The sequence below is a fragment of the Pseudomonas sp. 05N433 genome (assembly GCF_056396925.1).
In genome coordinates this window covers 50,086-75,559 of record NZ_JBFTML010000041.1, presented here as the reverse complement: position 1 = coordinate 75,559, position 25,474 = coordinate 50,086, and the positions used below count along the sequence as shown (strand labels likewise).

At 60.7% G+C, this 25,474-nt stretch carries 24 protein-coding genes; 9 read left to right on the top strand and 15 right to left on the bottom strand.

Features of this window, described 5'->3' with window-relative positions:
- The first annotated feature begins 226 nt into the window (after positions 1-226).
- The 3 genes from AC1DIS_RS20890 to xopAW all read left to right on the top strand — a co-directional run bounded on the left by AC1DIS_RS20890 (position 227) and on the right by xopAW (position 3,031).
- Positions 227-985 (top strand): response regulator, encoded by a 759-nt coding sequence (locus AC1DIS_RS20890; RefSeq protein ID WP_019581208.1) that lies wholly within the window; start codon positions 227-229, stop codon positions 983-985.
- Entirely contained in the window at positions 985-2,037 is a 1,053-nt protein-coding gene (locus AC1DIS_RS20885; RefSeq protein WP_477743492.1) for a sensor histidine kinase, read from the top strand. Before AC1DIS_RS20890 ends, AC1DIS_RS20885 begins: the two co-directional genes overlap by 1 nt.
- 142 nt (positions 2,038-2,179) lie before the next feature.
- Positions 2,180-3,031: a XopAW family type III secretion system calcium-binding effector gene (xopAW, locus tag AC1DIS_RS20880; protein ID WP_064616533.1), complete on the top strand. Its 852-nt coding sequence runs from the start codon at positions 2,180-2,182 to the stop codon at positions 3,029-3,031.
- A 38-nt stretch (positions 3,032-3,069) separates the two neighbouring features.
- Here the strand turns inward: xopAW and AC1DIS_RS20875 are convergent, their stop codons facing one another.
- From AC1DIS_RS20875 to AC1DIS_RS20830, 10 genes are all read right to left on the bottom strand, one after another.
- The gene (locus AC1DIS_RS20875; protein ID WP_477781054.1) at positions 3,070-4,125 is read right to left on the bottom strand and encodes an AI-2E family transporter; all 1,056 of its coding nucleotides are present in this window, start codon (positions 4,123-4,125) and stop codon (positions 3,070-3,072) included.
- Positions 4,126-4,194: 69 nt separating this feature from the next.
- Positions 4,195-5,001 (bottom strand): DUF4892 domain-containing protein, encoded by an 807-nt coding sequence (locus tag AC1DIS_RS20870; RefSeq protein ID WP_018926273.1) that lies wholly within the window; start codon positions 4,999-5,001, stop codon positions 4,195-4,197.
- 8 nt (positions 5,002-5,009) lie between these two features.
- A complete protein-coding gene (locus AC1DIS_RS20865; protein WP_018926274.1) occupies positions 5,010-5,669 on the bottom strand; it encodes a glutathione S-transferase family protein in 660 nt (219 codons plus the stop codon).
- A gap of 50 nt (positions 5,670-5,719) precedes the next feature.
- Positions 5,720-6,574, bottom strand: coding sequence for an alpha/beta hydrolase (locus tag AC1DIS_RS20860; RefSeq protein WP_477743494.1), 855 nt, complete (start codon positions 6,572-6,574; stop codon positions 5,720-5,722).
- Positions 6,571-7,377 carry an alpha/beta fold hydrolase gene (locus tag AC1DIS_RS20855; RefSeq protein ID WP_018926276.1) on the bottom strand — a complete coding sequence of 269 codons (807 nt, stop codon included), beginning with the start codon at positions 7,375-7,377 and terminating at the stop codon, positions 6,571-6,573. Before AC1DIS_RS20855 ends, AC1DIS_RS20860 begins: the two co-directional genes overlap by 4 nt.
- 151 nt (positions 7,378-7,528) lie before the next feature.
- Complete coding sequence (locus tag AC1DIS_RS20850; protein WP_019581216.1) at positions 7,529-7,972, bottom strand: hotdog fold thioesterase; 444 nt, start codon at positions 7,970-7,972, stop codon at positions 7,529-7,531.
- Positions 7,973-8,004: 32 nt separating this feature from the next.
- Positions 8,005-9,672: an AMP-binding protein gene (locus AC1DIS_RS20845; protein ID WP_477743495.1), complete on the bottom strand. Its 1,668-nt coding sequence runs from the start codon at positions 9,670-9,672 to the stop codon at positions 8,005-8,007.
- Positions 9,673-9,782: 110 nt separating this feature from the next.
- Positions 9,783-10,235 carry a phosphohistidine phosphatase SixA gene (gene sixA / locus AC1DIS_RS20840; RefSeq protein ID WP_018926279.1) on the bottom strand — a complete coding sequence of 151 codons (453 nt, stop codon included), beginning with the start codon at positions 10,233-10,235 and terminating at the stop codon, positions 9,783-9,785.
- Complete coding sequence (locus AC1DIS_RS20835) at positions 10,232-10,582, bottom strand: DUF4389 domain-containing protein (RefSeq protein WP_018926280.1); 351 nt, start codon at positions 10,580-10,582, stop codon at positions 10,232-10,234. Before AC1DIS_RS20835 ends, sixA begins: the two co-directional genes overlap by 4 nt.
- Before the next feature lie 35 nt (positions 10,583-10,617).
- Positions 10,618-11,640: an NAD(P)H-dependent glycerol-3-phosphate dehydrogenase gene (locus AC1DIS_RS20830; RefSeq protein WP_018926281.1), complete on the bottom strand. Its 1,023-nt coding sequence runs from the start codon at positions 11,638-11,640 to the stop codon at positions 10,618-10,620.
- A 196-nt stretch (positions 11,641-11,836) separates the two neighbouring features.
- Here AC1DIS_RS20830 and AC1DIS_RS20825 point away from each other — a divergent pair, with 196 nt between their 5' ends.
- From AC1DIS_RS20825 to AC1DIS_RS20800, 6 genes are all read left to right on the top strand, one after another.
- Positions 11,837-13,954, top strand: coding sequence for a TonB-dependent receptor plug domain-containing protein (locus tag AC1DIS_RS20825; protein ID WP_192350862.1), 2,118 nt, complete (start codon positions 11,837-11,839; stop codon positions 13,952-13,954).
- A gap of 1 nt (position 13,955) precedes the next feature.
- Positions 13,956-14,888 (top strand): ABC transporter substrate-binding protein, encoded by a 933-nt coding sequence (locus AC1DIS_RS20820; protein ID WP_477743496.1) that lies wholly within the window; start codon positions 13,956-13,958, stop codon positions 14,886-14,888.
- On the top strand, positions 14,885-16,786 hold the full coding sequence (locus tag AC1DIS_RS20815) for an ATP-binding protein (protein ID WP_018926284.1): 1,902 nt from the start codon (positions 14,885-14,887) through the stop codon (positions 16,784-16,786). Before AC1DIS_RS20820 ends, AC1DIS_RS20815 begins: the two co-directional genes overlap by 4 nt.
- Before the next feature lie 245 nt (positions 16,787-17,031).
- Positions 17,032-17,547: a 3-hydroxyacyl-[acyl-carrier-protein] dehydratase FabA gene (gene fabA, locus AC1DIS_RS20810; protein WP_018926285.1), complete on the top strand. Its 516-nt coding sequence runs from the start codon at positions 17,032-17,034 to the stop codon at positions 17,545-17,547.
- A gap of 11 nt (positions 17,548-17,558) precedes the next feature.
- On the top strand, positions 17,559-18,779 hold the full coding sequence (gene fabB, locus AC1DIS_RS20805; RefSeq protein WP_007937568.1) for a beta-ketoacyl-ACP synthase I: 1,221 nt from the start codon (positions 17,559-17,561) through the stop codon (positions 18,777-18,779).
- 278 nt (positions 18,780-19,057) lie between these two features.
- Entirely contained in the window at positions 19,058-19,246 is a 189-nt protein-coding gene (locus tag AC1DIS_RS20800; protein ID WP_018926287.1) for a hypothetical protein, read from the top strand.
- Positions 19,247-19,312: 66 nt separating this feature from the next.
- Here AC1DIS_RS20800 and AC1DIS_RS20795 read toward each other — a convergent pair whose 3' ends face one another.
- The 5 genes from AC1DIS_RS20795 to cysM all read right to left on the bottom strand — a co-directional run bounded on the left by AC1DIS_RS20795 (position 19,313) and on the right by cysM (position 25,445).
- Complete coding sequence (locus tag AC1DIS_RS20795; protein WP_018926288.1) at positions 19,313-19,855, bottom strand: DUF2058 domain-containing protein; 543 nt, start codon at positions 19,853-19,855, stop codon at positions 19,313-19,315.
- Positions 19,856-19,880: 25 nt separating this feature from the next.
- Positions 19,881-20,714 carry a nucleoside triphosphate pyrophosphohydrolase gene (gene mazG / locus AC1DIS_RS20790; RefSeq protein WP_018926289.1) on the bottom strand — a complete coding sequence of 278 codons (834 nt, stop codon included), beginning with the start codon at positions 20,712-20,714 and terminating at the stop codon, positions 19,881-19,883.
- Positions 20,715-20,825: 111 nt separating this feature from the next.
- Complete coding sequence (gene relA / locus AC1DIS_RS20785) at positions 20,826-23,069, bottom strand: GTP diphosphokinase (RefSeq protein ID WP_477743497.1); 2,244 nt, start codon at positions 23,067-23,069, stop codon at positions 20,826-20,828.
- Positions 23,070-23,190: 121 nt separating this feature from the next.
- Positions 23,191-24,543 carry a 23S rRNA (uracil(1939)-C(5))-methyltransferase RlmD gene (rlmD, locus tag AC1DIS_RS20780; RefSeq protein ID WP_477743498.1) on the bottom strand — a complete coding sequence of 451 codons (1,353 nt, stop codon included), beginning with the start codon at positions 24,541-24,543 and terminating at the stop codon, positions 23,191-23,193.
- Entirely contained in the window at positions 24,543-25,445 is a 903-nt protein-coding gene (gene cysM / locus AC1DIS_RS20775; RefSeq protein WP_477743499.1) for a cysteine synthase CysM, read from the bottom strand. Before cysM ends, rlmD begins: the two co-directional genes overlap by 1 nt.
- Positions 25,446-25,474 lie beyond the last annotated feature (29 nt).

The window sequence follows — 25,474 nt, the reverse complement described above, 5'->3', positions numbered from 1 at the left end:
GATGATCGGTAATTCGTCGTCGCGGCTCAGGCAAGACTAGCTGCTGCGGCAATTGTGTCGACCCCGATACACACACGACACGCCCACAACACCCTTCAACGCTACCCTCGTCAGCCGCAACAAGCCCTACAGCACTTCCCGCCTCACGGCCGGACGCCTATGCTGAAGCCACAACCTCGCAGCCTATCTTTGTGGTTGGCAGCCTACCTGGCAGATGAACGCACGCATGCACAATTCCCCAGCACCTCTGAACGACGATCAAAAAGCGCCGGCCGATGACAAACGCTGGAGCATTCGCGCCCTGATCGTCGACGATGACGTTCCGATCCGCGAACTGATGATCGACTACCTGGCCCGTTTCAATATCCACGCCAGCGGCGTCTCTGATGGCGCCGCCATGCGTCAGGCGCTGCAAGCCGAGCATTTCGATGTGGTGGTGCTCGATCTGATGCTGCCGGGTGAAGATGGTTTGTCGCTGTGCCGCTGGCTGCGCGCCGAATCGGACATCCCGATTCTGATGCTCACCGCCCGCTGCGAACCCACCGACCGGATCATCGGCCTGGAGCTGGGCGCCGACGACTACATGGCCAAGCCGTTCGAGCCGCGGGAACTGGTTGCGCGGATTCAGACCATTCTGCGTCGGGTGCGCGACGACCGTACTGAACAGCGTGCGAATATTCGCTTCGACAACTGGCGATTGAACAGCGTGTTGCGCCAGTTGATCGCCGCCGATGGCCTGGTGGTGCCGCTGTCCAACGCCGAATTCCGTTTGCTTTGGGTGTTCATCGAACGGCCGCGCCGGGTGCTCAGCCGCGAACAACTGCTGGACGCGGCGCGCGGTCGCTCGATCGAAGCGTTTGATCGCAGCATCGATCTGTTGGTGTCGCGCCTGCGCCAGAAACTGGGCGACGACCCGAAAGCCCCGCAGTTGATCAAGACCGTTCGCGGTGAGGGTTATCTGTTCGACGCACGAGACATCAGCTGATGCGTGCGCGCTTCGATACGCTGTTCGGCCGCCTGTTCGGCGTGCTGTTGGTGGCGATCGTACTGGCGCACTTGTTAGCTTTTTTATGGTTCAAACATTACGGGCCGCCCCCGCCTCCCCCACCGCCACCGGGTTTTTCCGAGCGCTTCGACGGCCCTCCCCCACCAATGGACCCGCGTTTCGGCAATCGACCACCGCGGCCATGGTTCGGCGGGCCGCTGGTGCCACTGACCTTTCAGTTTGTCTCGCTGATCATCGCCGCCTGGTACGGCGCCAAGCTATTGACCCGCCCGATTCAGCGCCTGAGCGACGCCGCCGAGCGCCTGAGTGAAAATCTCGACAGTCCGCCGCTGGATGAGTCCGGCCCACGGGAGGCGCGGCAAGCGGCGCACACTTTCAACCTGATGCAGAAACGCATTCTTGAACAAATGCAGCAACGTTCGCGCATGCTCGGCGCGGTGTCCCATGACCTGCGCACACCGCTGTCGCGACTCAAGCTGCGGCTGGAACAGATCGACGATGAGAAGCTGCAAGGCCAGATGCGTCAGGACCTGGACGACATGATCGGCATGCTCGATTCCACCCTCACCTACCTGCACGAGCAGCGCACCAGCGAGGCGCCACAATGGATGGACGTGCAAGCGCTGGTGGAGTCCCTGAGTGAAAACGCCCAGGACCAGGGCGCCGACGTCCAGGCCCGCGGCCATTGTGCCCCGCTGCAGGTTCAACCGATGGCTTTGCGCTCGTGCATCAACAACCTGCTGGACAACGCCTTGCGTTATGCCGGGGACGCGCTGATCACGCTTGAGGACAGTCGCGAACAACTGGTAATCCGGGTCATTGACCATGGCCCGGGTATCGCGGCGGAAAAACGTGAAGCGGTGTTTGAACCGTTCTTTCGCCTGGAAGGTTCGCGTAATCGCAACTCCGGCGGCGTCGGCCTGGGCATGACCATCGCCCGGGAAGCCGCGGAGCGTTTGGGCGGGCAGTTGAGCCTGGAAGAAACGCCCGGCGATGGTCTGACCGCCGTCATCCACCTGCCCCGCGTCTAAGCCCGCATCCACAGGATCCGGGTCTGACTGGATAAGTTGTGTGTACCCATCGGTACAAATCCCACATACCCACGACAACTTGCCCCTTGAGGCTGCATAAGCCGGTGCACCCACCGGTTTCCCATTCCAAGGAGTGAGCACAATGATCGGTAGTGTCAGCAGCTACACGAGCTATACCAGCACCAGCAGTACCGCCACCAACAGCGCCCGTAGCCAGCAATTCCAGAAAGAACTGCTCGCCAAACTCGACAACAACAGCGACGGTGCGGTGGATCAGGATGAGCTCAAGAGCGCCCTGTCGCAGAAAAACGACGATGGTCTGCTGGTCAGCCTGAGCAAGAACTTCAGCGATCTGGACAGCGACAAAAGCGGCAGCCTGAGCAGCGAAGAGATGGCCGCGATGGCCCCTCCGACGCCACCGCCGCACGATCAGGCACCGAACACCGAGCTGGCCGATGCGCTGATCAGCGCTTTGGACAAAGACGGCGACGGCGCCATCAACAGCGATGAGCTGAGCAATGGCCTGACCAGTGCCGGCAGCACGGCCGACAGCTCGAAAATCTTCTCGGCCCTGGACAAGAATGAAGACGGCACCGTCAGCCAGGACGAACTCGCCGCCAGCCTGACCCCGCCGCCACCGCCACCTCAGCAGATGTCCAGCGAAGAGCTGTTCAGCCAACTCGATACCGACAGCGATGGCAGTGTCACGGCCACGGAACTGAGCAGCGCGTTGCAGGCGAGCGACAGCACTTCATCGACCGCCACCGACACCAGCGCCGCGTTGCTCAAAGTACTCGATAGCGACAGCAGCGGTGGCGTCAGCAACGATGAACTGAAAGCCGTCCTGCAAGCCGGCCGCGAGCAGAACTCCGACAGCTCCACCCATCAGTTCAACGTGACCGAAGCCCTGAACAAAATGATCGCCAACCTGAGCAAGCAGTATTCGCTCGACAACGTGGCGACCGTAGGCAAACACCTGAACGTGGCGACCTGAGTCAAAAAACTTCGCGGCCCTAAGACCCAACAAAAAACTTAGGGCCGGCGATCTTCAACCCGAGCCTGGCTCTTGCTCCAATCGGTCAACAGGCTGTAAGCCACTGCCAACAACGTCGGGCCGATGAACAGGCCGATAAACCCGAACGCAATCAACCCGCCAAACACCCCGAGCAGCACAATCACCAACGGCAAATTCCCGCCCCGGCTGATCAGGTACGGCTTAAGCACGTTGTCGACCCCGCTGATAATGAACGTGCCCCAGATCCCGAGGAACACCGCCATTCCGTACTCAYCCTTCCAGGCCAGCCACGCCGTGGCCGGAATCCACACCAACGGCGGCCCCATCGGAATCAGGCTCAGCAAGAACGTCACGATCCCCAGCACCAGCGCCCCAGGCACGCCGGCAATCAGGAAGCCGATCAACGCCAGCACCGCCTGCGCCGCCGCTGTGCCGATCACCCCGTTGACCACCCGTTGCACGGTGCCCGCCACCAGTTCGATGTAATACCCGGCGCGGTCGCCAATCAGCCGCTCCAGCAACCCATGGACAAACACCGCCAAACGCGGCCCGTCCCGGTAGAAAAAGAACACAAACACGATACTCAGCGTCAACTCGAGGATCCCGCCGCCAATCTGCGCACTGCGTGCCAGCAACCAGTTACCAACCTGACCCAGATAGGGCTTGATCGCCAGCATCATCGCCGCACCTTGCTGATCGATGCTGTTCCAGATCCCCACCAGCCGCTCGCCGACCAAAGGAATACCGCCAACCCAGGCCGGCGCTTCAGGCAGACCATCGACCTGCACATCCTTGATGAACGCCGTGGCATCGCGCACGTGATCCGCCAGGTTGAACCCCAGCCACACCAGCGGCACCGCCACCAGCAGCATCCAGCCAAGCGTCAGTAACAGCGCCGCCAGGGATTCACGACCATTGAGCCAACGGGTCAACAGACGCATCAACGGCCAACTGGCAAACGCCAGCACCGCCCCCCAGAACAGCGCCGACCAGAACGGCGCCATTACCCATAAACTCGCGCCAAACAGCACCAGCAGCAGGATCTGCACCAACAGCCGATCGTTATTGACCATGTAAGATCCCGAAAAAAGTCAGTCCGCAAAGAATTGGCGAATGCGCAGAACGCATTCGCCAAATGAAGCTTATCGCAACAGTTCGAAGTGCAGGCCAGAGCCTTCGACGCTGCCGGTTTCCATCCGCGCCGTGCGCACGCCCTGGCCGATCAACGCCTGGCGCCAGGCTTCGGCACTGGGCCCGGAAACGCTGACTCGCAGTGTGGTGTCCAGGTTCAGACCTCGGGAAATCAAACGCAGCCAGGTGTCGTCAGGGTCGCCGTCGAGTTTGGGGAAATCGAGTTTCCCGGTGCTTTTGAGCTGGCGCAGCAACGTCGCGGACGTCGGCAGCAAATCACCCAACGGCGCCGAGGCATCGAACTGTTCGACGTGCAGATAAGCCCTGCGATTACCGCGAGTGATGCTGTAAAGCGCCACCAGGGTGTTTTCTTGGGGGGCCGCCAGACGCAGCAGCAAATAAGCCTGCTGATTATCGGCGCCATAGAGCTTGGCGTTACCGAAGACTTCATTGGCCCACAGGCTGCTTTCCCCACAATCCCGGGCCTGACACCAGAACAACAGCTCGGCGCCCTGCTTTTGCAAGGCTTCGCGGGCGGCGGTGAAGGCATCGGTGGAGGAATGCTCCGGTGGCAATTCGTAGGTGACCGAGGTGGTTTGACCGCGAGCGGTGACCTGGCCGTCGAAACGCAATTGGCCGCTGATCTTGCGGATCGAACCCAGCGGGTAAATCCGCTCGAGTTCTACCGTCGGGCGATAGTCGACGATCTGCGCATCGGTTATGCGCGGYACGATAGGCAGGTCCTGACTGCCAGGAATGTCAGCGGCCAATAACCAGGGACTGAAACTGCACAGCGCCAGCAGAGTGAGTGAACGCATGGATAGGTTCATCGGATCAACATGGCCTGGGCACCCTTGATGACACTGGCATCATCGATGCGCTCCGGCACCCGCAAACCACGCTGCACCGCAGGGCGTGCTTCCATGGCGGCCAGCCAGCGTTGCAAGGCAGGCAAGCCGTCCACCGAGACACCGGACCAGTCATGGCCACGGACCCACGGAAAGGTCGCGATATCGGCGATGCTGTACTCGCCCGCCAGGAATTCCACGGTTTGCAGACGCGTGTCTAGCACTTCATACAAGCGTCGGGTTTCATGTTGATAGCGATCGATGGCGCCCTGGAGCTTTTCCGGGAAGTAGCGGAAAAATACGTTGGCCTGGCCCTGCATCGGGCCGATGCCGCCCATCTGGAACATCAGCCACTGCAACACCACCGAGCGCCCTTTCGGATCCTGGGGCAGCAGTTTGCCGGTCATCTCGGCGAGGTAAATCAGAATCGCGCCGGACTCGAACACGGCGAAATCGCCATTGGCGCGGTCGACAATCGCCGGAATCCGGCCATTGGGGTTGATCTTGAGGAACTCCTCGGACTTCTGTTCCTTTTTGTCGAAACTCAAGGCATGCACCGTGTAGGGCAGGCCGAGTTCCTCGAGCACGATAGAGACCTTGTGGCCATTCGGGGTCGCTGCGGTGTACAGATCTATCATGGTTGTCTCCCATTTCAACCCGCCCAGCCTCGACAGTTGCCCGACGCAAGTCAAGGAACGGCGAAGAACCGATTGAAACAGTCTGCGACAAGACCGGCACCGGGTTCGTCATTGAGGTGCAAGTGATGGCCGCCAGGCAACTGTTCATGGCTAAAGGGTAGACGTTCCAGCAACTCGGGATGTTTGGCGAGCATGCCGTCAGCCGCGACCACCAGGTGTGCAGGACAACTGACGCGCTGGACGAAAGCCATCGCCTGCTCAGTGGTCAGACGCAGCGGCGACGGTAGCGTCAGGCGGTTGTCGGTGCGCCAGGTATAACCGCCCGGCACCGGCATCAAGCCGCGCTGGGCCAGCAGTTCGGCGGCTTCGCGACTGACCGCCACCAAGCCTTTCATGCGCGCTTCGATGGCCCGGTCGAGGGTGTTGTAGACCGGTTTGCGTTTTTCCCGCAGATCCAGCTGCGCCTGCAGGGCCATGCCCATGCGTTCGGCGGCGTTTTCGCCTTTGTCTGTAGGAGGAATGATGCCGTCGATCAACGCCAGGTGAGTCACCCGCTCCGGCAACGCCCCGGCCAGCACCAGCGAGACGATCGCCCCCAGGGAATGCCCCAGCAGCGCAAAACGTTTCCATCCCAACTGCTCGGCCACTTGCAGCACGTCGTGGGCATAGTCCCACAGCGCGTAACCGGCGCCGTTCGGCCGATGCCCCGAGTGACCGTGCCCGGCCATGTCCAGCGCGATGATGCGCAAGCCTTTGAGCTTCGGCGCCAACCGGGCAAAGCTGTTGGCGTTGTCCAGCCAGCCATGCAAGGCAATCACCGGCAAACCGTCCTCGGGACCGAACAGGTGCGCCGCCAACTCGATATGCGGCAGGCTCAGGCGAACTTCTTCAACAACGCTGCTCATGCGCAATCCTGTTGGCGGCGACTGTCCCAGCGACTGAACAGGCTCTTCAGCAGCGTGGCCGTGTCTTGTGGACGTTCGAGGGGAAACATGTGGCCACCGGGCAGGGTCAAGGACTCGCCCAGCGGCATGCGCCCGACGGATCGGGCGTGATGACGCATCACCACGCGGCTCTTGTGCCCGCGAACTACTGCCAGCGGCACTTTCAACTGTCGCGCGCGGCCAGGGCTGGTGTGCGGTACGCCGCGGTAGATGCTGATTTCCGTGGCCGGGTCGAAACGCAGGCGCAGCTTGTCGCCGACCTTTTGCAAACCATGTTGAAGATAGGCTTCGAAGCATTCCGGGTCGAAGCCACGAAACAGGGTTTTACCGGCGAAATACAGGCGGGCCGCTTCCAGATCGGCGAACTCTTCCCGTCGTCCCAACGTGCGACCGGCCGGGGTCAGGCGATCGATGAAACCGAAGCGTTTGGCGGCACGGATCACCCATTGATCGGTGCGGGTCAGCACCGGTGAATCGAGCATGACCACGCCGCGATACAACTCAGGGCAACGCAACGCGGCGTGAAGGTGCAGCACGCCGCCGAAAGAGTGGCCGACGCCCCAGACCGGCTCCGGCTGCTGCTGGAGGTGATGAATCAGCTCATCCACCAGATTGCTCCAGTTGTCGTCCGCCGGAAAACGCGGGTCATGGGCGTGCTGCTCCAGATGCGCCACCTGGTACTCGGGCGCCAGCGCCGCGAACAACTTGCTGTAGGTCCCCGAAGGAAAGCCATTGGCGTGGGCGAAAAATATCTGTTGCGACATACCGGCAGATCCATGTGCGAAAAACAGACGTTGATTGTCCGTAAGACCGTGTCCTACAGCAATGACCATAACTGCCAGGAATGGTGGTAGGAGATGTCGCTAAGATCAAAAGATCGCAGCCTTCGGGGCACGATCTTTTGATCTTGCAGCTTCAACGCGCCGGCGGTTTCTCCCCCAACGGCACCACCGCCATGGTCAGGCGCGACACACAACTGGCCTTGCCCTCATCACTGGTCAAGCGAATATCCCAGACATGGGTGGTGCGCCCGATGTGAATCGCCTTGGCCACCGCCGTCACCCGCCCGCTGCGCAGACCGCGCAAATGGTTGGCGTTGATTTCCAGGCCCACGCAATAAAACTTGCTGGCGTCGATGCACAGGAAACTGGCCATCGAGCCAACGGTTTCGGCCAGCACCACCGAAGCGCCGCCGTGCAGCAAGCCATAAGGCTGGTGCGTACGGTGGTCGATGACCATGCTCGCGGTCAGGGACTCGTCATCGAAGGCTTCAAAGCGAATATCCAGCACTTCGCCGATGGTGTTTTTCTGGATAGCGTTCAACTGCTCGATGTTGGGAGTGGTGCGCCACAGAGTCATCGTTGCGTTCCTTTGTTGGTGTTGTTCGTGACTCAATCCTGCCACAGCACCGCCTCGCTGCGCGCGCTCCATTCTTCGAAGCGCGCACCGTAAACCGCTTCGATCATGTTGCGCTTGATCTTCAGGGTCGGTGTCAGGAAGCCGTTTTCCACCGCCCAACTGTCCTTGACCACCACCAGCCGATGCAAGCGTTTATGCCGGTCGAGGACGCCGTTGACCTCCTCCAGCAGTTGTTCCAGGCTTGAATGCAAACCCGCCCTCGCCGTCCCGCTGGCGTCCTGCTGACCGACCGCCGACAACACGCACAATCCCAGTGGCGCGCTCAAGCCATCGCCGACCACGCACACTTGTTCGATCCGCGAATGCACCGCCAGACGATTCTCGATCGGCGCCGGGGCCACGTATTTGCCTTTGCTGGTCTTGAAGATTTCCTTCAGGCGCCCGGTCAGGCGCAGGTTGCCCTCGGCGTCTTCCTCGCCCTTGTCACCGGTGCGCAGGAAGCCGTCCTCGGTGAGGGATTCGGCGGTTTTCAAAGGCTCCTTGAAATAGCCGAGCATGGTCGCGCCGCTGCGCACCAGCACTTCACCTGATGGCTCAACCCGTACTTCGACTTCCGGGCATGGCTTGCCGATCCAGCCGGGGTTGTTTTGGCCGGGCAGGCCGATGTGGGAGTAACCGCAACTTTCGGTCATGCCGTACACCTCCAGCACGTCCAGCCCCAGTTTTCGATACCAGTTCAACAAGGTCTGCGGCACTGGCGCCGCGCCGGACAAGGCGATGCGCAAAGCGTCCAGCCCCAGCCCGGCGAGGACTTTGTGCCCTACCCGTTTGCCGATGAAAGGCAGGCCGAGCAGGAAGTCGAGGCGTTTTGCCGGGATCTTGCCGTACACGCCCATCTGGAATTTGGTCCAGATGCGTGGCACGCCGAACAGCGCGGTCGGTCGGGCACGCTGCAAATCGGTGAGGAAGGTGTCGAGGCTCTCGGCGAAAAACACCGTTTGCCCGGTGTAGATCGCTGCCAGCTCGACGAACATCCGCTCGGCGACATGGCACAGCGGCAGGTAGGACAGCAGGCGATCCGACTCATTCAGGCTAAACAACCGGGTGCCATGGGTGGTGGCAAATCCCAGCGTGCCGAAACTGTGCATCACGCCTTTGGGCTGGCCCGTGGTGCCAGAGGTGTAAATGATGGTCGCCAGTTGATCGGCGGCGGGTTTGGGGTCGTCCTGAATCGGTGAGCTGCGTTGCAGGTCGGCCCAGCTGAAATTGAAAGTGCCCACCGGGCACAGCGGCAGGCTGATGGTCGGCAGCTCAGGCCTAATCCCGACGGACATGCCCGGCCAGTCATCCAGCTTGCCGATGAACGCCAGTGCAGCTTCAGAATGATCAAGCACCTGGGCAACGGATTCGGCGGTCAGATTGGGGTACAGCGGCACCGAGACATGCCCGGCCATCCAGATCGCCAGGTCGGCGATGATCCAGTGGGCACAGTTTTTCGAGATCAATGCGATGTGGCTGCCTTGCGGCAATTCGCGAGCCCGCAGCCAGTGGGCGGCACAGCGCGCCTGATGACCGACGTCGGCCCAGGTCAGCGTCTCGACCTGGCCACCCCCTGTCGGCTGAACCAGAAAGCGCTGGCGCGGATGACGGGCTTCGCGCTCGTAGAAGACGTCCAGTGGCAAACGAAAAGCAGCAGACATGCGACTTGCTCCCATATTTCTGGTCTGGAGCAAGCGTAGTCAACCAAGCAAGTGCTTGGTTGACTATTTCACACAAAAATCAGCAACGACACCGGTCCAGTGGGAGCCGGTTACGGGGTTTTGATGCCGTTGAGCTTCATCGCCCCGACCAGCAGTTCATCGCCCTCAAGCTCCGCCAGTCCGGCGGTGCCGACCCGCTCCGGGTCTTGCACGTGACCATGCTGCAAATAGCCCAGCAGGTTACCGACCAGCGGGTTGTGGCTGACCAGCAGTGCGTGATCCACGGAAACCAACTGCTCCGCCACTGCTTGCGGATTATTGTCGGGCGTCAGCCATTCGACGGTGCGAATCTCCGGTGCAAAACCCAGCTCCTTACGCACCAGCATTGCGGTCTCCTGCGCTCGCAGGTAAGGGCTGGCATAAATGGCAGTCAGGTGTTTGCCCTTCAATTTGGCCGCGATGCGCTTCACCTCTTTGCGCCCCTTATCGGTCAGGGCCCGCTCGGAGTCCGGACGGGTACCGTGAGGTTCGGCTTCACCATGACGCAATACCCAGAGTTTCATAGTTTCGGTTCCTCATCTCGGGCCGGATGCGGCGCCGGCGCCACAACGTGCGGGGCTTCACCTTCCGGTGTACGCGGCGCTGGCCAGTCGGCGAACGGCCAGGGCTTCTGGTCGCTGTGAAAGCTGCCGAAACGACCGATCTGCGCCAGAAACTGGCTCAGGCTGTCGCCGAAATTCATCAGGCTGGCGCTCGGTGCGCCATATATCAAACGATAGATCAGCTGCACCAGCACCACTGCGCCGAGGATCAATTGCGCCACTTGCCAGACCAGCACGTAGACAATCATCCACAGCACCCGCAGCAGGATGGATTCGTACTTGCCTTCTTCTACTTTCGGATCGTTCATGTCTGTCTCGCTCCCTGCTCGTATCGGTTAAGTGCTTAGAAACCACTGGGGGAAATAAAGTCCACGTCGGTTTTCGGTTCGCCACGCATCAACAACCCGATCACCTGATCAAGCGTGCGCCCTTCGAACAGAATCGCGTGCAATCCGGCGACCAGCGGCATATATACACCTACTTCCTGAGCCTTGGCCTTGAGCACCTTGAGGGTATTCACGCCTTCGGCCACTTCGCCCAGACGCGTCACCGCGTCCTCCAGGCTCAAGCCCTGGCCGAGGGCAAACCCGACCTGATAATTGCGGCTTTTCGGCGATGAGCAGGTGACGATCAAATCGCCGACGCCCGCCAGCCCCAGGAACGTCATCGGGTTGGCACCCTGACTGACCGCGAAGCGGGTCATTTCCGCCAGTGCCCGGGTAATCAGCATGCTCTTGGTGTTTTCGCCCATGCCCAACGCCACCGCCATGCCGGCGATGATGGCGTAAACGTTTTTCAGCGCCCCGCCCAGCTCCACGCCAAAGCGGTCGGCGCTGGCGTATACGCGAAAGGTCCGGCCATGCAGCGCGGCCTGGACCTGCTGGCAAAGGTCTTCGTCTTCGCTGGCAACCACCGTGGCGGTCAGCGCGTGCTCGGCGATTTCACGGGCCAGGTTCGGTCCCGACAGCACGCCGATGCGCGCTTGCGGGGCGATGTCTTCAAGAATCTGGCTCATCAGCTTGAACGTATGGGCTTCGATGCCTTTGGTCAGGCTCACCAGCATTTTGCCGCTCAAAAGCTGAGCGTAAGGCGCCAGCACCGAGCGCAGCGCGCTGGAGGGCAACGCGACGAAGCACAGGTCGCAGGCTTCCAGCGTGGCTTGCAGGTCTGTGACTGCCTCCACCGCCGGAAGAATCTTGATGCCTTTGAGGTAACGCGGGTTCTCGCGATTGACCCGAATGGCCTCGGCCTGCTCGGGGTCACGCATCCACAGCCGCACCTGATGCCCGTTCTCGGCCAGCAGATTAGCCACGGCGGTACCAAAACTTCCGCCTCCCAGGACCGCAATTGGGCGCTGTTCAGTCATATGCAATCCGTTAATCCATACCAGTGGCGATGCCCGCATTATACGGAGCGGCCCAGTCGCGGCCAGCCCCGACATCAATTACCGGCACTTGTAGGAAGAAGACCAAGAAAACCGAGGAAAATGCCCACAACGTGACTGGAAAAGTCATTGCGCTCGGTTAACATGCGCGCCAATTAATCGCTATCAAGGCCGTGCCGTGTCTTTTGGCTCTCCCTCTCCTCGCTCGCCACTGGTGCTGGCGCTGATGTTCAGCTCGCCATTGCTGGCCGACGACCTGTTCCTGGACAACGGTCCGTTGCCGCAAGTGCTCACCGCGACGCGCCTGAAGCAGTCGCCGGCGGCCGTGCCGGGCAGCATGACGGTGATCGACAGCGAACTGATCAACGCCAGCGGTGCGCGGGACATCAGCGAGTTGCTGCGGCTGGTGCCGGGGATGATGGTCGGCAATATCAGCGGCAACCAGGCAGCGGTGAACTACCACGGCACCAACGCCAGCGAAGCGCGGCGCATGCAAGTGCTGATCGACGGCCGCTCGGTGTACCGCGCGGGCCTGGCCACGGTGGACTGGAGTGATATTCCGGTGGCCATGGAAGACATCGAGCGCATCGAGGTTTTCCGTGGCCCGAACACCGTCAGCTACGGCGCCAACGCGCTGATGGCGGTGGTCAATATCATCACCCGCAAACCGGCCGACAGCCACGGCACGCGGCTGAAAATCACCCGAGGCCAACGCGGCATCAACGATTTCTACGCCAGCCAGGGTATGGGCTGGGACAGCGGCGACTTGCGCCTGTCGCTGTCCGGCCAACAAGACGATGGGTTCGACTCGGACCGCACCGGCGCCGATTATCGCGACAACCGTCGTTTGAATCGCTTCAGCCTCGCCGTCAGCCAGACGCTCAATGAGAATCAGAGCATCGATTGGCAACTGAACGCCAAGGACGGGACCAACCAGCGGCCCTATACCTACAGCCCGGTGTTCTCAGGGATTACCGCCGCTGGGAACAATTCCGACGTCATCGCCAAGGACTACGCCGGCTCGCTGCGCTGGAACCTGGACATCAACCCTGATCACAGCCTTTATATTCAAGGCTCGGCGCAACACTGGGATCGTCAGCAGACTTGGCGTGCCTGCGATGCCGAGATCTCGTTCAGCCCGGAGCTGACCCAACTTTGGCACCTCAATCCCAATTACACCGAACGCCTGGCGCGCAACATCGCTCGTTTCACCGGCGCGCCCCCCGGTACAGCGGCAGAACAAGACCTGGCCAATCAGGTTCTGGCGCAATGGCGAAACGGCGCGAACAAAACGCTGTGCGGCGACATCGACCAGAGTGCCCGAGAGTCGCGCTACGACCTCGAACTGCAAGACACCCTCAGCCTGTCCGACACGCTGCGGCTGGTCAGCGGCATGAACTATCGTTACGACCGGGCCGATTCCGAGACCTACTTCAATGGCACGCTCGACGACACCACCTGGCGGGCGTTCGGCCAACTCGAGTGGCGCGCCACCGAGCACTGGTTGCTGCAAGGCGGGGCGATGTTCGAAGACACGCAATTGACCGGCAGTTCACTGACCCCGCGACTGGCGGTCAACTATCTGATCAACCCGCGCCACGGTTTGCGCGCGGTGTATTCGGAAGCCGTCCGCTCGCCGGACATGTTCGAGAACAGCGTCAACTGGAGTTACCAGGTGACCAACCTGCAACCCAGTGCCTATGGCCAGACCAGCGCCCGCTATTTCGTCAGGACCCGTGGCCCGGGTGACCTCGAACAGGAACGCATGCGTTCCCGGGAATTGGGCTACAACGGCTACTTCACAGACTGGGGGCTGACGGTCGATGTGAAGCTGTTCTACGACGAAATCAACGGCATGATCAGCGAACCGCTGCGCAACAATCAGTACATTGCCAGCAACTCGAACAGCTCACGATTCTCAGGGACGGAAACCCAACTGGACTGGCGCGTCAGCAGCACCGATCGTCTGCGCCTGACGTACGCCTATGTCGATGCCGAGGCGAGCAACCCGCTGGATGCACAACAAACGGCGCGCAACAGCGGCTCCGCCGGTTGGCTGCGCAACTGGGGCCAGGGCTGGAACAGCGCGCTCTTCTACTATGGCGCCGACGCCCTCAACGGTTACCGCTTCGAACGGGTCGACACCCGCCTCGCCAAACGCATCGGCTTGGGCAAGGCCAATCTGGAGCTGGCCGGGATCCTCCAGCAACGCCTCGACAATCAGCCCACCACTTTCGTCGATAACAACTACGACGAACGCCGGGTGCTCTACTTCAGCGCGGAGCTGGAGTTTTAAGATGCCGTATTGCCTGCCACGGAAGACGCCAACCCTTGGCCGCCTGCTGGCCGGGCTGTGCCTGGTGTTTGCCGGGCTGCTGTGCAATCTGCCGGCCCGGGCCGCCGACATTCTGCTGACCGGCGCCGACGACAGCCCTGGCGTGCAGTCTTTCGTCCAGGCCCTGAGCGAGTTGCGCCCCACCGACAGCGTGCGTTTCCAGCCGGTCGCCAGCTTGCCGGCACCCGGCCAACTGCCCGCAGGTACCCGCCTGATTCTGCTCGACTTGCAAAGCCTCGACTGGCGCCTGCAAGACGCCCAAGGCCCGGCAACGCTGGTGCTGCGCATCAGCCGCCTGCAAGCCCACCAACGCTTTGGCGATGTTTCGCCACCGCACCTGAGCCTGCTCTGGAGCGATCCGCCGCTGGATCGACAATTGCGCCTGACCCGACTCGTCCTGCCCGAGGCTCGACGTGTCGGCGTGCTTTTCGACAGCCACAGCGAATTCCTGCTGAAGGAACTGCATCAGGCAGCCCTGCCCCTGGGCCTTGAAGTGGTCACCGAGCGTTGGGACAACACCAATGACAGTCGCCCGTTGCAGGCCCTGCTGAAAAACAGCGATGTGCTGCTGGGCCTGGATGATCCTGATCTGTACAACCCCAAAACCGTGAAAAACCTGCTGCTCAGCAGCTACGCACGGCAGCTGCCGCTGATCGGTCCCAATGCCGCGTTCGTCAGGGCGGGCAGCCTCGCCAGCACCTACAGCGACCAGAGCGATTGGCTGAAGATTCTCGACGAACTGCTCGACCGCCCCTCCAGCACCTGGCCGCGCACCCTTTATCCGCAGCAGTTCAAGGTCTTGAGCAACCCGCAAGTGGCTCGTTCATTAAGCATTGAACCGATGAATGAAGCCTCTGTCGCAACACAGCTGGCCGAAGGAGAACATCGCCCATGACCTTCCATAGCGGTTGGGACATCAATACCCGTACCCAGATCATCAGCCTCGGCCCGGCGCTACTGCTGACGTTGCTGCTGATCAGTTTTTTCACCTTCGTGCGAATCCAGGACCTGCGCCAGGAACTCAACCACACCGGTCAACTGATCGCCAACCAACTGGCGCCGGCCACCGAATACGGGGTGATCTCGGGTAATAACGACGTGCTCGAGAGTTTGCTCAAAGCCACCCTGGCCACGCCCAATGTGCGTTTTCTGGAGGTTCAGGACCGCACCAACCGGGTTCTGGTGTACGTCGAACAACCGTCGGAAACCCACAATCGTTCGCACCAGGTCGAAGTGTTCCAGGCACCGGTGCGGCTGCAACGCATCGCGCTCAACAATGACTTCTTCCAGAACAGCCGCACCGCCCCCACGAAGCCGGGAGAAGATTACCTGGGCCGGGTGATCGTCGGTCTGTCCAATGACGCCTTCAACCAGCGCCAGCAGGAAATCCTGTTCAAGGCCGGGATCCTTGCCCTGTTCGCCCTGCTGTTTACCTTTCTGCTGGCTCGGCGTCTGGCCAGCAGCCTGTCGCAACCGATCCACGACATCGGCAATGCGGTCAAGGCGATCCAGAAAGGCGACTACAAAACGCCCCTGCCGATTGTCGATGACACCGAACTGGGCGCCCTGTCACAACACATCAACAACCTTGCCCAGGGCCTTGAACAAGCCAGCCGCGAACAGCATCAGGCCATGGCGCAATTGATCCAGACCCGCGAGGAAGCGGAAAAGGCCAACAACGCCAAATCCGATTTCCTGGCGATGATGAGCCATGAGCTGCGCACGCCGATGAATGGCGTGCTGGGCATGCTGCAACTGCTGGAAACCACCGCGATGACCGAGGAACAGATCGAGTACGCCGCGCTGGCTTCTGAATCGACTGAACACCTGCTCAAAGTGATCAACGACATTCTCGACTTCTCGCGCATCGAACGCTCGGAACTGGAGCTGGAGCACATTGCATTCAACCTCGCGGACCTGATCACCAGTTGCGCCCAGTCGTTCCAGCACAGCGCAGTGCAACGTGGGCTTGACCTGCAACTGCAGATCCCCGAGGACATGCGCGCCCTGCAGGTTCAGGGCGACCCGACGCGGATCCGGCAGATCCTGGTCAACCTGGTCGGCAATGCGCTGAAATTCACCGAACGGGGCCGCGTCACGATCGAACCGCAGTGGCAGTCGCTGGATCACGAATTGCTGTGGTTCACCTGCACCGTGCGCGACAGCGGGATTGGCATCCCGGCCGAAAGCCTGGAATTGATGTTCAACGCGTTCCAGCAGGCCGACAGTACTATTTCAAGACGTTACGGTGGCACCGGGCTGGGGCTGCCGATTGCCCGCACTCTGGCAGAACGAATGGGCGGCACCTTGCGTGCTCAAAGCGAAGAAGGCGTCGGCTCGGTGTTCACCCTGGAAATTCCATTGGCGCTGTATAAGCAGTCGTTGCCGGTGCTGACGCCGCGAGTACATACCGGCAATGGCCACGGCGAAGGTCGCAATGTGTTGCTGGTGGAAGACAACCCGGTCAACCGCACCGTCATTGAAGCAATGTTGCGCAGCCTGGGCTTTACTGTCAGCGTCGTCACCGATGGTGCACAAGCGGTGCGCAGCGCCGAGAGCCTGATTTTCGAAGCGATTCTGATGGATTGCCGACTGCCGGTCATTGACGGCTACGAGGCCACCCGACAGATTCGCCAACTGCCCGGCTGCGCTGACGTGCCGATCATTGCCCTGACGGCCAACGCCTTGCAGGGCGATCGTGAAGCCTGTTTGTCCGCGGGAATGAACGATTACCTGGCCAAGCCCTTTAAACGCACTGATCTGCAGCAAATTCTGCAGCGTTGGGTGCAGTAGTGCAGGCCTTTCGACGATCTGCGACTGGCGTGAAAGACGAAAGTGCGGCAGTCTTAGGCACCCGAACAGGCCCTAAAAGGGGCTTGAATAATAATTTCAGTGCACAAGTGTACATTCATGTCCTTGGTACTGTGACTTTCACTACAACGCAATAGTCTATGAGTAGGCTGCTGACTCGAGGCATGAACGCTTCGATCGGCCGGGAAGATTCGCCCCCCTGCCGCATGGACTATTGAGGAGCTCGCATGACCAAACAAAACGCCTTTACCCGGGAAGACCTGCTGCGCTGCAGTCGTGGTGAGCTGTTCGGCCCGGGTAACGCGCAACTGCCCGCCCCGAACATGCTGATGGTCGATCGCATCACCCTGATCTCCGAAGAGGGTGGCAAGTACGGCAAAGGTGAATTGGTCGCCGAGCTGGATATCACTCCAGACCTGTGGTTCTTCGCCTGCCACTTCGAAGGTGATCCGGTGATGCCGGGCTGCCTGGGCCTCGATGCCATGTGGCAACTGGTCGGTTTCTTCCTCGGCTGGCAAGGCCTGCCGGGCCGCGGTCGCGCCCTGGGTTCGGGCGAAGTGAAATTCTTTGGCCAGGTACTGCCGACCGCCAAGAAAGTCACCTATAACATCCATATCAAACGCGTCCTCAAAGGCAAACTGAACATGGCCATCGCCGATGGTTCCGTGACTGTCGACGGCCGCGAAATCTATACCGCCGAAGGCCTTCGGGTCGGCGTTTTCACCTCCACTGACAACTTCTAAGGGTTATCCGCATGCGCCGCGTCGTTATCACTGGTCTGGGCATCGTTTCGTGCCTGGGCAATGACAAAGAGACCGTCTCCGCTAACCTGCGTGCAAGCCGCCCTGGCATCCGGTTCAACCCGGAATATGCCGAAATGGGTCTGCGTAGCCAGGTTTCCGGCTCCATTGACCTTCCCCTCGAAGAGCTGATCGATCGCAAGATCTATCGCTTCGTCGGCCACGCGGCGGCTTACGCCTACCTGGCCATGAAAGATGCCATCGCAGACTCCGGCCTGACCGAAGAGCAAGTTTCCAACCCGCGTACCGGCCTGATCGCCGGTTCCGGTGGCGCCTCCACGCTGAACCAGATGGAAGCGCTGGACATCCTGCGCGAGAAAGGCGTCAAGCGCGTCGGCCCATACCGCGTAACGCGGACCATGAGCAGCACTGTTTCCGCTTGCCTGGCCACCCCGTTCAAGATCAAGGGCCTGAACTACTCCATCGCTTCTGCCTGCGCCACCAGTGCTCACTGCATCGGTACCGCCATGGAACAGATCCAGATGGGCAAGCAGGACATCGTATTCGCCGGCGGCGGTGAAGAAGAGCACTGGAGCCAGTCGTTCCTGTTCGACGCCATGGGCGCCCTGTCCAGCCAGTACAACGAAACTCCGGAAAAAGCTTCCCGTGCCTACGACGCCAAGCGTGACGGTTTCGTCATCGCCGGCGGTGGCGGCATGGTCGTGGTCGAAGAGCTGGAACACGCTCTGGCCCGCGGCGCGAAGATCTACGCGGAAATCGTTGGCTACGGCGCGACCTCCGACGGCTACGACATGGTCGCCCCAAGCGGCGAAGGCGCCATCCGCTGCATGCAGATGGCCATGTCCACCGTTGACGCACCGATCGACTACCTGAACACCCACGGCACCTCGACTCCGGTCGGCGACGTGATGGAAATGAAAGGTGTGCGTGAAGTGTTCGGCGACAACGCTCCGGCCATCAGCTCCACCAAGAGCCTGTCGGGTCACTCCCTGGGCGCCGCCGGCGTTCACGAAGCGATCTACTGCATGCTGATGATGGAAGGCAACTTCATGGCGGGTTCCGCCAACATCGACGAACTGGACCCGGAAGTGGCAGACATGCCAATCCTGACCAAGACTCGCGAAGACGCCACCATCAACACCGTGATGAGCAACAGCTTCGGCTTCGGTGGCACCAACGCCACGCTGGTACTGAAGCGCTGGCAGGGTAAGTAATACCCCGCCTACGCCACACATAAAAACGCCCCGACTGGTTCGGGGCGTTTTTTTTGGCCAGGTTTTATCTACGGCCAGACAGCCCTTTAAACATGAAACATTTGTCATGGAACTCAACAGCCTGCGACTGAATGTCGCGTATTTCGCGGGCTGCAGCACTTTCTCCGTTTTTGAAAAAGTCCGTTACCGATTTCAGTCGTTTACTTAGCCAGCTAACAAAACTTATAACAAAGGCCTGCACACGCCTTGCTGCAGATAACAGAGATTGGAGCTAGCAGATGACTGTAAAAGTAACTGAACGCGACGATTCACATATGTCCCATGAAGGCATCGCCGCCGGTATCCGCATCTGGGATGTACATCAACAAGACCTGCTGGTCGGGATGTTCCATTCCGAGACCGAAGCCCACCAATACAAGGCCGAACTGGAATCACTGGAGCAGCAACGCGAAGCGCGTTCTGCATAACCACCGCATTGAAAATGACAAACCCCGCCATGAGCGGGGTTTGTCGTTGTTGCAGCTGCTAACGGCTTACCACATCAGATCGTCAGGAATCTGATAGGCCGCGTACGGATCGTCTTCGGTGCTGACTTCTTCTGTCTTCACATTCAGCTGCACGATGCGCTGTGGGTCGCGCTCCTGAATCTTCAGGGCCGCTTCACGAGGGATCACTTCATAACCGCCAGCGTGATGCACGATCGCCAGGGAACCGCTGCTGAGCTTGTTGCGCATCAGGGTGTTGACGGAGATACGCTTGACCTTTTTGTCGTCGACGAAGTTGTAGTAGTCCTCGGTGTTCAGCTTGGGCAGGCGCGAGACTTCGATCAATTGCTTGACCTGGGCGGCTCGGGCCTTCTGCTCGGCCTTCTCCTGCTGCTGACGGTTGAGCTCCTGATCGCGCTTGACCTTCTCGGCCATGGCTTCCTGAGCCGCACGCTGCTGGGAGTCATCGAGTTCGATCTGGCCTTTGTGGGCCAGACGCTGTTGTTTCTGTTTTTCTTTGCCGACCTGTTTGGCCTGCTTTTGGTTGACCAGCCCTGCTTTGAGCAACTGGTCGCGAAGGGAAAGGCTCATGGTGCTTACTCACTTRGGCAACAGCTCAGCCGCAGCTGGGCAAATTCTTTTCCTGACGTTTGGCTTCGCCCCACAAGGCGTCCAACTCTTCGAGGGTGCAATCTTCTATGGGACGGTGGGTGTCGCGCAATGCCTGTTCGATAAATCGGAAGCGTCTTTCAAATTTTGTGTTCGCACCACGCAGTGCGGTTTCCGGATCGACCTTGAGGTGACGCGCCAGATTGACCACGGAAAACAGCAGGTCGCCGACTTCATCGGCAATCGCCGCCGAGTCATTGTCGGCCATGGCTTCAAGCACTTCATCGAGCTCTTCGCGAACCTTGTCGAGCACCGGCAAGGCGTCCGGCCAATCGAACCCGACCTGCCCTGCGCGCTTCTGCAGTTTTGCCGAACGGGACAACGCCGGCAGTGCCGCGGGTACGTCATCGAGCAAGGACAACTGCTCCGGCGCCGAAGACTTCTCGGCGCGTTCTTCGGCCTTGATCTCTTCCCAGCGTTGCTTGACCTGCTCTTCATTCAGACGCGGGACGTCCAGCGGCGCGTACAGATCCCCGGTGGGAAATACGTGAGGATGACGGCGGATCAACTTGCGCGTGATGCTGTCGACCACGCCAGCGAATTCGAAGCGCCCTTCTTCCCGAGCCAGTTGGCTGTAATAAACCACCTGGAACAACAAGTCGCCCAACTCACCCTGCAAGTGATCGAAATCGCCGCGTTCAATAGCATCGGCAACTTCGTAGGCTTCTTCCAGGGTGTGCGGGACGATGGTGGCGTAGGTTTGCTTGATGTCCCACGGGCAGCCGTACTGCGGGTCGCGCAGACGGTTCATCAGGTGCAGCAGGTCTTCAAGTGAATACATCAATCAATCTCTGCGAGAACCTGTGGGAACCTGACTTGTCGGATCGCCGCACCGCCGCGATCCGACAAGCCAGCCCCACAAAAGCTTGGCGGCCACAAAAAAGTGAACGCCTTACGGTGTGCGGTTACGGCGGGTTTCGATGATGTTCGGCAACTGGGAGATCCGCCCCAGCAACCGCCCCAGCGCATCCAGCCCCGGAATCTCGATGGTCAGGGACATCAACGCAGTGTTGTCCTCTTTGTTCGAGCGGGTGTTGACCGCCAGCACGTTGATCCGCTCGTTGAGCAGCACCTGCGACACGTCACGCAGCAGACCGGAACGGTCGTAAGCGCGAATGATGATGTCCACCGGATAGGTGAGCACCGGCACCGGCCCCCAGCTGACCTGGATGATCCGCTCCGGCTCGCGCCCGGCCAGTTGCAGCACCGAGGCGCAGTCCTGACGGTGGATGCTCACGCCACGGCCCTGGGTGATGTAACCGACGATGGCGTCCCCCGGCAACGGCTGGCAGCAGCCGGCCATCTGGGTCATCAGGTTGCCGACGCCCTGGATCTGGATATCGCCGCGCTTGCCCGGTTTATAGCCGGTGGCTTTGCGCGGGATCAACTCCAGCTGTTCGTTGCCGCGTTCCGGCTCGACCAGTTGCTGCGCCAGGTTCACCAGTTGCGCCAGGCGCAAATCGCCTGCGCCCAACGCAGCGAACATGTCCTCGGCGGTCTTCATGTTGGCCTTTTCGGCCAACTTGTCGAAATCCACCTGCGGCAGGCCGAGGCGATTGAGTTCGCGCTCGATCAAGGTTTTACCGGCCGCAACGTTCTGATCGCGGGCTTGCAGCTTGAACCAGTGAACAATCTTCGCCCGCGCCCGTGACGTGGTGATGTAGCCCAGGTTCGGGTTCAGCCAGTCGCGGCTCGGAGTGCCGTGCTTGCTGGTGATGATCTCGACCTGTTCACCGGTTTGCAGGCTGTAGTTGAGCGGCACGATGCGCCCGTTGATCTTGGCGCCGCGGCAGTTGTGACCGATTTCGGTGTGCACGCGGTAAGCGAAGTCCAGCGGTGTCGCGCCCTTCGGCAAGTCGATGGCATGACCGTCGGGAGTGAAGATATAAACCCGGTCCGGCTCGATATCGACCCGCAGCTGTTCGGCAAGGCCGCCGATATCGCCCAGCTCTTCGTGCCACTCGAGAACCTGACGCAGCCAGGAGATTTTCTCTTCGTAGTGGTTCGAGCCGGACTTGACGTCGGTGCCCTTGTATCGCCAGTGCGCGCAAACCCCCAGCTCGGCTTCTTCGTGCATGGCGTGGGTGCGGATCTGCACTTCCAGCACCTTGCCTTCAGGGCCGATCACCGCGGTGTGCAGCGAGCGGTAGCCGTTCTCTTTCGGGTTGGCGATGTAGTCGTCGAACTCTTTCGGGATGTGCCGCCACAGGGTGTGGACGATGCCGAGCGCGGTGTAGCAGTCGCGCATTTCCGGCACCAGCACGCGAACGGCGCGCACGTCGTAGATCTGGCTGAACTCCAGACCCTTGCGCTGCATTTTGCGCCAGATCGAATAGATGTGTTTGGCCCGGCCGCTGATGTCAGCCTCGACGCCGGTGGCCTGCAACTCGTTCTTGAGCTGGGTCATCACATCGCTGATGAAGCGCTCGCGATCCAGCCGTCGCTCATGGAGCAACTTGGCGATCTGCTTGTACTGGTCGGGCTCAAGGTAACGGAAGGACAAGTCCTCCAGCTCCCACTTGATATGACCGATACCGAGGCGGTGAGCCAGCGGCGCGTAGATGTCGAAGACTTCACGGGCGACGCGGTTACGCTTCTCGTCATCGGCGGTTTTTACCGCACGGATCGCACAGGTGCGCTCGGCCAGTTTGATCAGCGCGACGCGCACGTCGTCGACCATGGCCACGAGCATCTTGCGCAGGTTTTCCACCTGGCCTTGGGTGCCCATCACCATGGATTTACGCGGACTCAGACTGTCGCTGATCGCCGCCATGCGTTGCACGCCGTCAATCAGTTTGGCGACCACCGGGCCGAAGCGCTGGCTGACCGCCGGCAACTGGATCTGGCCTTCGCGCACGCCGCGGTACAAGACTGCCGCGACCAACGAATCCTGATCGAGTTTGAGGTCGGCGAGAATCTCGGCGATCTCAAGGCCGGTGCGGAAACTCGAGGTCCCTTCGGACCACAGGTTTTTCGCCGCATTGGCTTGTTGTTCGGCCTCGCGAGCGAACTCGCAGGCTTCTTTCAAGGCTTTGCGATCCAGTGCCGTATCGATACTGACCGCGTGATCGAGCCAAGCCTCGAGATTGATACTGCCGTCAGTGTTGATCGGCTGGTGTGCTCTCACCTGTACCATCTTGCTTTACCTTCCCTACGACGCAGATTCAATGCGTCAAATCGCTGACCTTCATTGTCCGGGCGCCCCGCCGGGCTGATGCGTGGCGGCACGGACGGTCAGTCGGACCAGACGAGCCATCCTAGCTCGCTTCAAATAACGCCATGGCCTCGACATGCGCCGTTTGAGGAAACATATCGAGAATCCCGGCACGTTTTAACCGGTAGCCCTGCTTGATCAATTCGACCGTGTCGCGCGCCAGAGTTGCAGGGTTGCACGACACATAAACCAATCGTTCGGCACCCAGGGACGCAAGCTTGCGCACCACCTCGAAAGCACCGTCGCGAGGTGGGTCCAAGAGTACCGCACAAAAGCCTTCGCTGGCCCATTCGGCATCAGCCAAAGGCTGGGATAAATCGGCCTGAAAAAATTTCGCGTTATGCAAATTATTACTAGCGGCGTTCGCGGCGGCCCGCTCGACCATGGCCTGCACACCTTCCACCGCCACCACTTCACGAACGGTCCTGGCCAGCGGCAAGGCAAAGTTGCCCAACCCGCAGAACAGGTCCAGAACCCGCTCATCGGCTTTCGGCGCCAACCATTCCAGCGCCTGAGCGATCATCGCTTCGTTGACCCCGGCGTTGACCTGGATGAAATCTCCAGGCCGATACGCCAGATTCAAGTCCCACGGTTCAAGGCGATAGCCCAGGGCCTGATCGGCGTCGACCGGTTGCGGCTCGCCGTCGCCATGCAGCCACAACTGGGCCTCATGGAGCGCGCAGAATTCCTTGAGGATCGTCATATCGGCTTCGGACAACGGCGCCATGTGCCGCAGCAATACCGCCAATGACGAACCGCTGAACAATTCCACATGCCCCAGTGCCTGAGGTTTGCTCAAGCGCCGCAGCATATCCGGCAAGCAGGTCATGATCGGCTGCAAGGGCTGTACCAGCACCGGGCACTCGTTGATGGCAACGATGTCCTGGCTGCCGGCAGCGCGGAAACCGACTTCGAGTTTTTTCGCCTTCATGTCCCAACGCACCGCCACCCGGGCACGACGCCGGTAGCCGAATTCCGGACCGCTCAATGGCGCAGCCCACTCTTCGGGTTCGACGCCGGCAACCCTCGACAATTGCTCGGCGAGCATGCGCTGTTTCAGGGCGAGTTGTTCGTTGTGGGGCAGATGCTGCACGCTGCAACCACCGCAGCGACCGGCATGGGCGCACGGTGCCGGGCGGCGCAATTGGCTGGCCTGGAACACCCGCTCGGTACGCGCCTCGACCACTTTACCGTGGGCACCCAAGACCCGCGCCTCGACCTCTTCACCGGCCAAGGCGCCGATGACGAACCAGGTGCGACCTTCAAAAAATGCGATACCGCGACCGTCATTAACCAGGCGCTCGATGGTCAAACGCTGCTTTTTGCCGGTCGGGACTTGCGGGGCCTTGCTGCCGCCCGTGGGCTGAAAGCGCAGGCCTCTCTCTTGCTTGGCCATCAGTTGGCCGCGTCGAAAATGCCGGTCGACAGGTAACGGTCGCCACGGTCACAGATGATCGCGACAATCACCGCGTTTTCAACTTCTTTGGACAGGCGCAGCATCGCCGCCACGGCACCGCCCGAAGACACGCCGCAGAAAATGCCTTCTTCGCGCGCCAGACGACGGGTCACGTCCTCGGCCTCGCTTTGCGCCATGTCGACGATCCGGTCCACGCGATCAGCCTGATAAATCTTTGGCAGGTATTCCTGCGGCCAGCGGCGGATGCCCGGAATTGCCGAGCCTTCCATGGGTTGCAGACCGATGATCTGCACGTTCTCGTTCTGTTCTTTCAGGTAGCGCGAGACACCCATGATGGTGCCGGTGGTGCCCATCGAGCTGACGAAATGCGTGATGGTGCCCTGGGTCTGACGCCAGATTTCCGGACCGGTGGTGGTGTAGTGCGCCTCGGGGTTGTCACCGTTGGCGAACTGATCGAGCACCTTGCCACGGCCTTCGGCTTCCATTCGCTGGGCGAGGTCGCGCGCGCCTTCCATGCCTTCTTCCTGGCTGACCAGAATCAGCTCGGCGCCATAGGCCGTCATCGCGGCTTTACGCTCGGCGCTGGAGTTGTCCGGCATGATCAGGATCATCTTGTAACCCTTGATCGCGGCGGCCATGGCCAGGGCAATCCCGGTGTTACCCGAAGTCGCTTCGATCAGCGTGTCGCCGACGTGGATCTGCCCGCGCAATTCGGCGCGGGTGATCATCGACAGCGCCGGACGATCCTTGACCGAACCCGCCGGGTTGTTCCCTTCGAGCTTGAGCAAAAGCGTGTTGCTGGTGACGCCAGGCAGGCGCTGCAAACGGACCAGCGGAGTGTTGCCGACGCAATCGGCGATGGTTGGGTACTGCAAGGTCATGGCGTATTCGCAATCCGGACTGCGGGGGC

What these genes read in the sequence shown, in the direction of transcription:
- AC1DIS_RS20890 (WP_019581208.1), top strand. Translation starts at nt 227, where the DNA reads ATGCACAATTCCCCAGCACCTCTGAACGACGATCAAAAAGCGCCGGCC.
- AC1DIS_RS20885 (WP_477743492.1), top strand. Translation starts at nt 985, where the DNA reads ATGCGTGCGCGCTTCGATACGCTGTTCGGCCGCCTGTTCGGCGTGCTG.
- xopAW (WP_064616533.1), top strand. Translation starts at nt 2,180, where the DNA reads ATGATCGGTAGTGTCAGCAGCTACACGAGCTATACCAGCACCAGCAGT.
- AC1DIS_RS20865 (WP_018926274.1), bottom strand. Translation starts at nt 5,669, where the DNA reads ATGATAGATCTGTACACCGCAGCGACCCCGAATGGCCACAAGGTCTCT.
- AC1DIS_RS20860 (WP_477743494.1), bottom strand. Translation starts at nt 6,574, where the DNA reads ATGAGCAGCGTTGTTGAAGAAGTTCGCCTGAGCCTGCCGCATATCGAG.
- AC1DIS_RS20855 (WP_018926276.1), bottom strand. Translation starts at nt 7,377, where the DNA reads ATGTCGCAACAGATATTTTTCGCCCACGCCAATGGCTTTCCTTCGGGG.
- AC1DIS_RS20850 (WP_019581216.1), bottom strand. Translation starts at nt 7,972, where the DNA reads ATGACTCTGTGGCGCACCACTCCCAACATCGAGCAGTTGAACGCTATC.
- AC1DIS_RS20845 (WP_477743495.1), bottom strand. Translation starts at nt 9,672, where the DNA reads ATGTCTGCTGCTTTTCGTTTGCCACTGGACGTCTTCTACGAGCGCGAA.
- sixA (WP_018926279.1), bottom strand. Translation starts at nt 10,235, where the DNA reads ATGAAACTCTGGGTATTGCGTCATGGTGAAGCCGAACCTCACGGTACC.
- AC1DIS_RS20835 (WP_018926280.1), bottom strand. Translation starts at nt 10,582, where the DNA reads ATGAACGATCCGAAAGTAGAAGAAGGCAAGTACGAATCCATCCTGCTG.
- AC1DIS_RS20830 (WP_018926281.1), bottom strand. Translation starts at nt 11,640, where the DNA reads ATGACTGAACAGCGCCCAATTGCGGTCCTGGGAGGCGGAAGTTTTGGT.
- AC1DIS_RS20820 (WP_477743496.1), top strand. Translation starts at nt 13,956, where the DNA reads ATGCCGTATTGCCTGCCACGGAAGACGCCAACCCTTGGCCGCCTGCTG.
- AC1DIS_RS20815 (WP_018926284.1), top strand. Translation starts at nt 14,885, where the DNA reads ATGACCTTCCATAGCGGTTGGGACATCAATACCCGTACCCAGATCATC.
- fabA (WP_018926285.1), top strand. Translation starts at nt 17,032, where the DNA reads ATGACCAAACAAAACGCCTTTACCCGGGAAGACCTGCTGCGCTGCAGT.
- fabB (WP_007937568.1), top strand. Translation starts at nt 17,559, where the DNA reads ATGCGCCGCGTCGTTATCACTGGTCTGGGCATCGTTTCGTGCCTGGGC.
- AC1DIS_RS20800 (WP_018926287.1), top strand. Translation starts at nt 19,058, where the DNA reads ATGACTGTAAAAGTAACTGAACGCGACGATTCACATATGTCCCATGAA.
- AC1DIS_RS20795 (WP_018926288.1), bottom strand. Translation starts at nt 19,855, where the DNA reads ATGAGCCTTTCCCTTCGCGACCAGTTGCTCAAAGCAGGGCTGGTCAAC.
- mazG (WP_018926289.1), bottom strand. Translation starts at nt 20,714, where the DNA reads ATGTATTCACTTGAAGACCTGCTGCACCTGATGAACCGTCTGCGCGAC.
- relA (WP_477743497.1), bottom strand. Translation starts at nt 23,069, where the DNA reads ATGGTACAGGTGAGAGCACACCAGCCGATCAACACTGACGGCAGTATC.
- rlmD (WP_477743498.1), bottom strand. Translation starts at nt 24,543, where the DNA reads ATGGCCAAGCAAGAGAGAGGCCTGCGCTTTCAGCCCACGGGCGGCAGC.
- cysM (WP_477743499.1), bottom strand. Translation starts at nt 25,445, where the DNA reads ATGACCTTGCAGTACCCAACCATCGCCGATTGCGTCGGCAACACTCCG.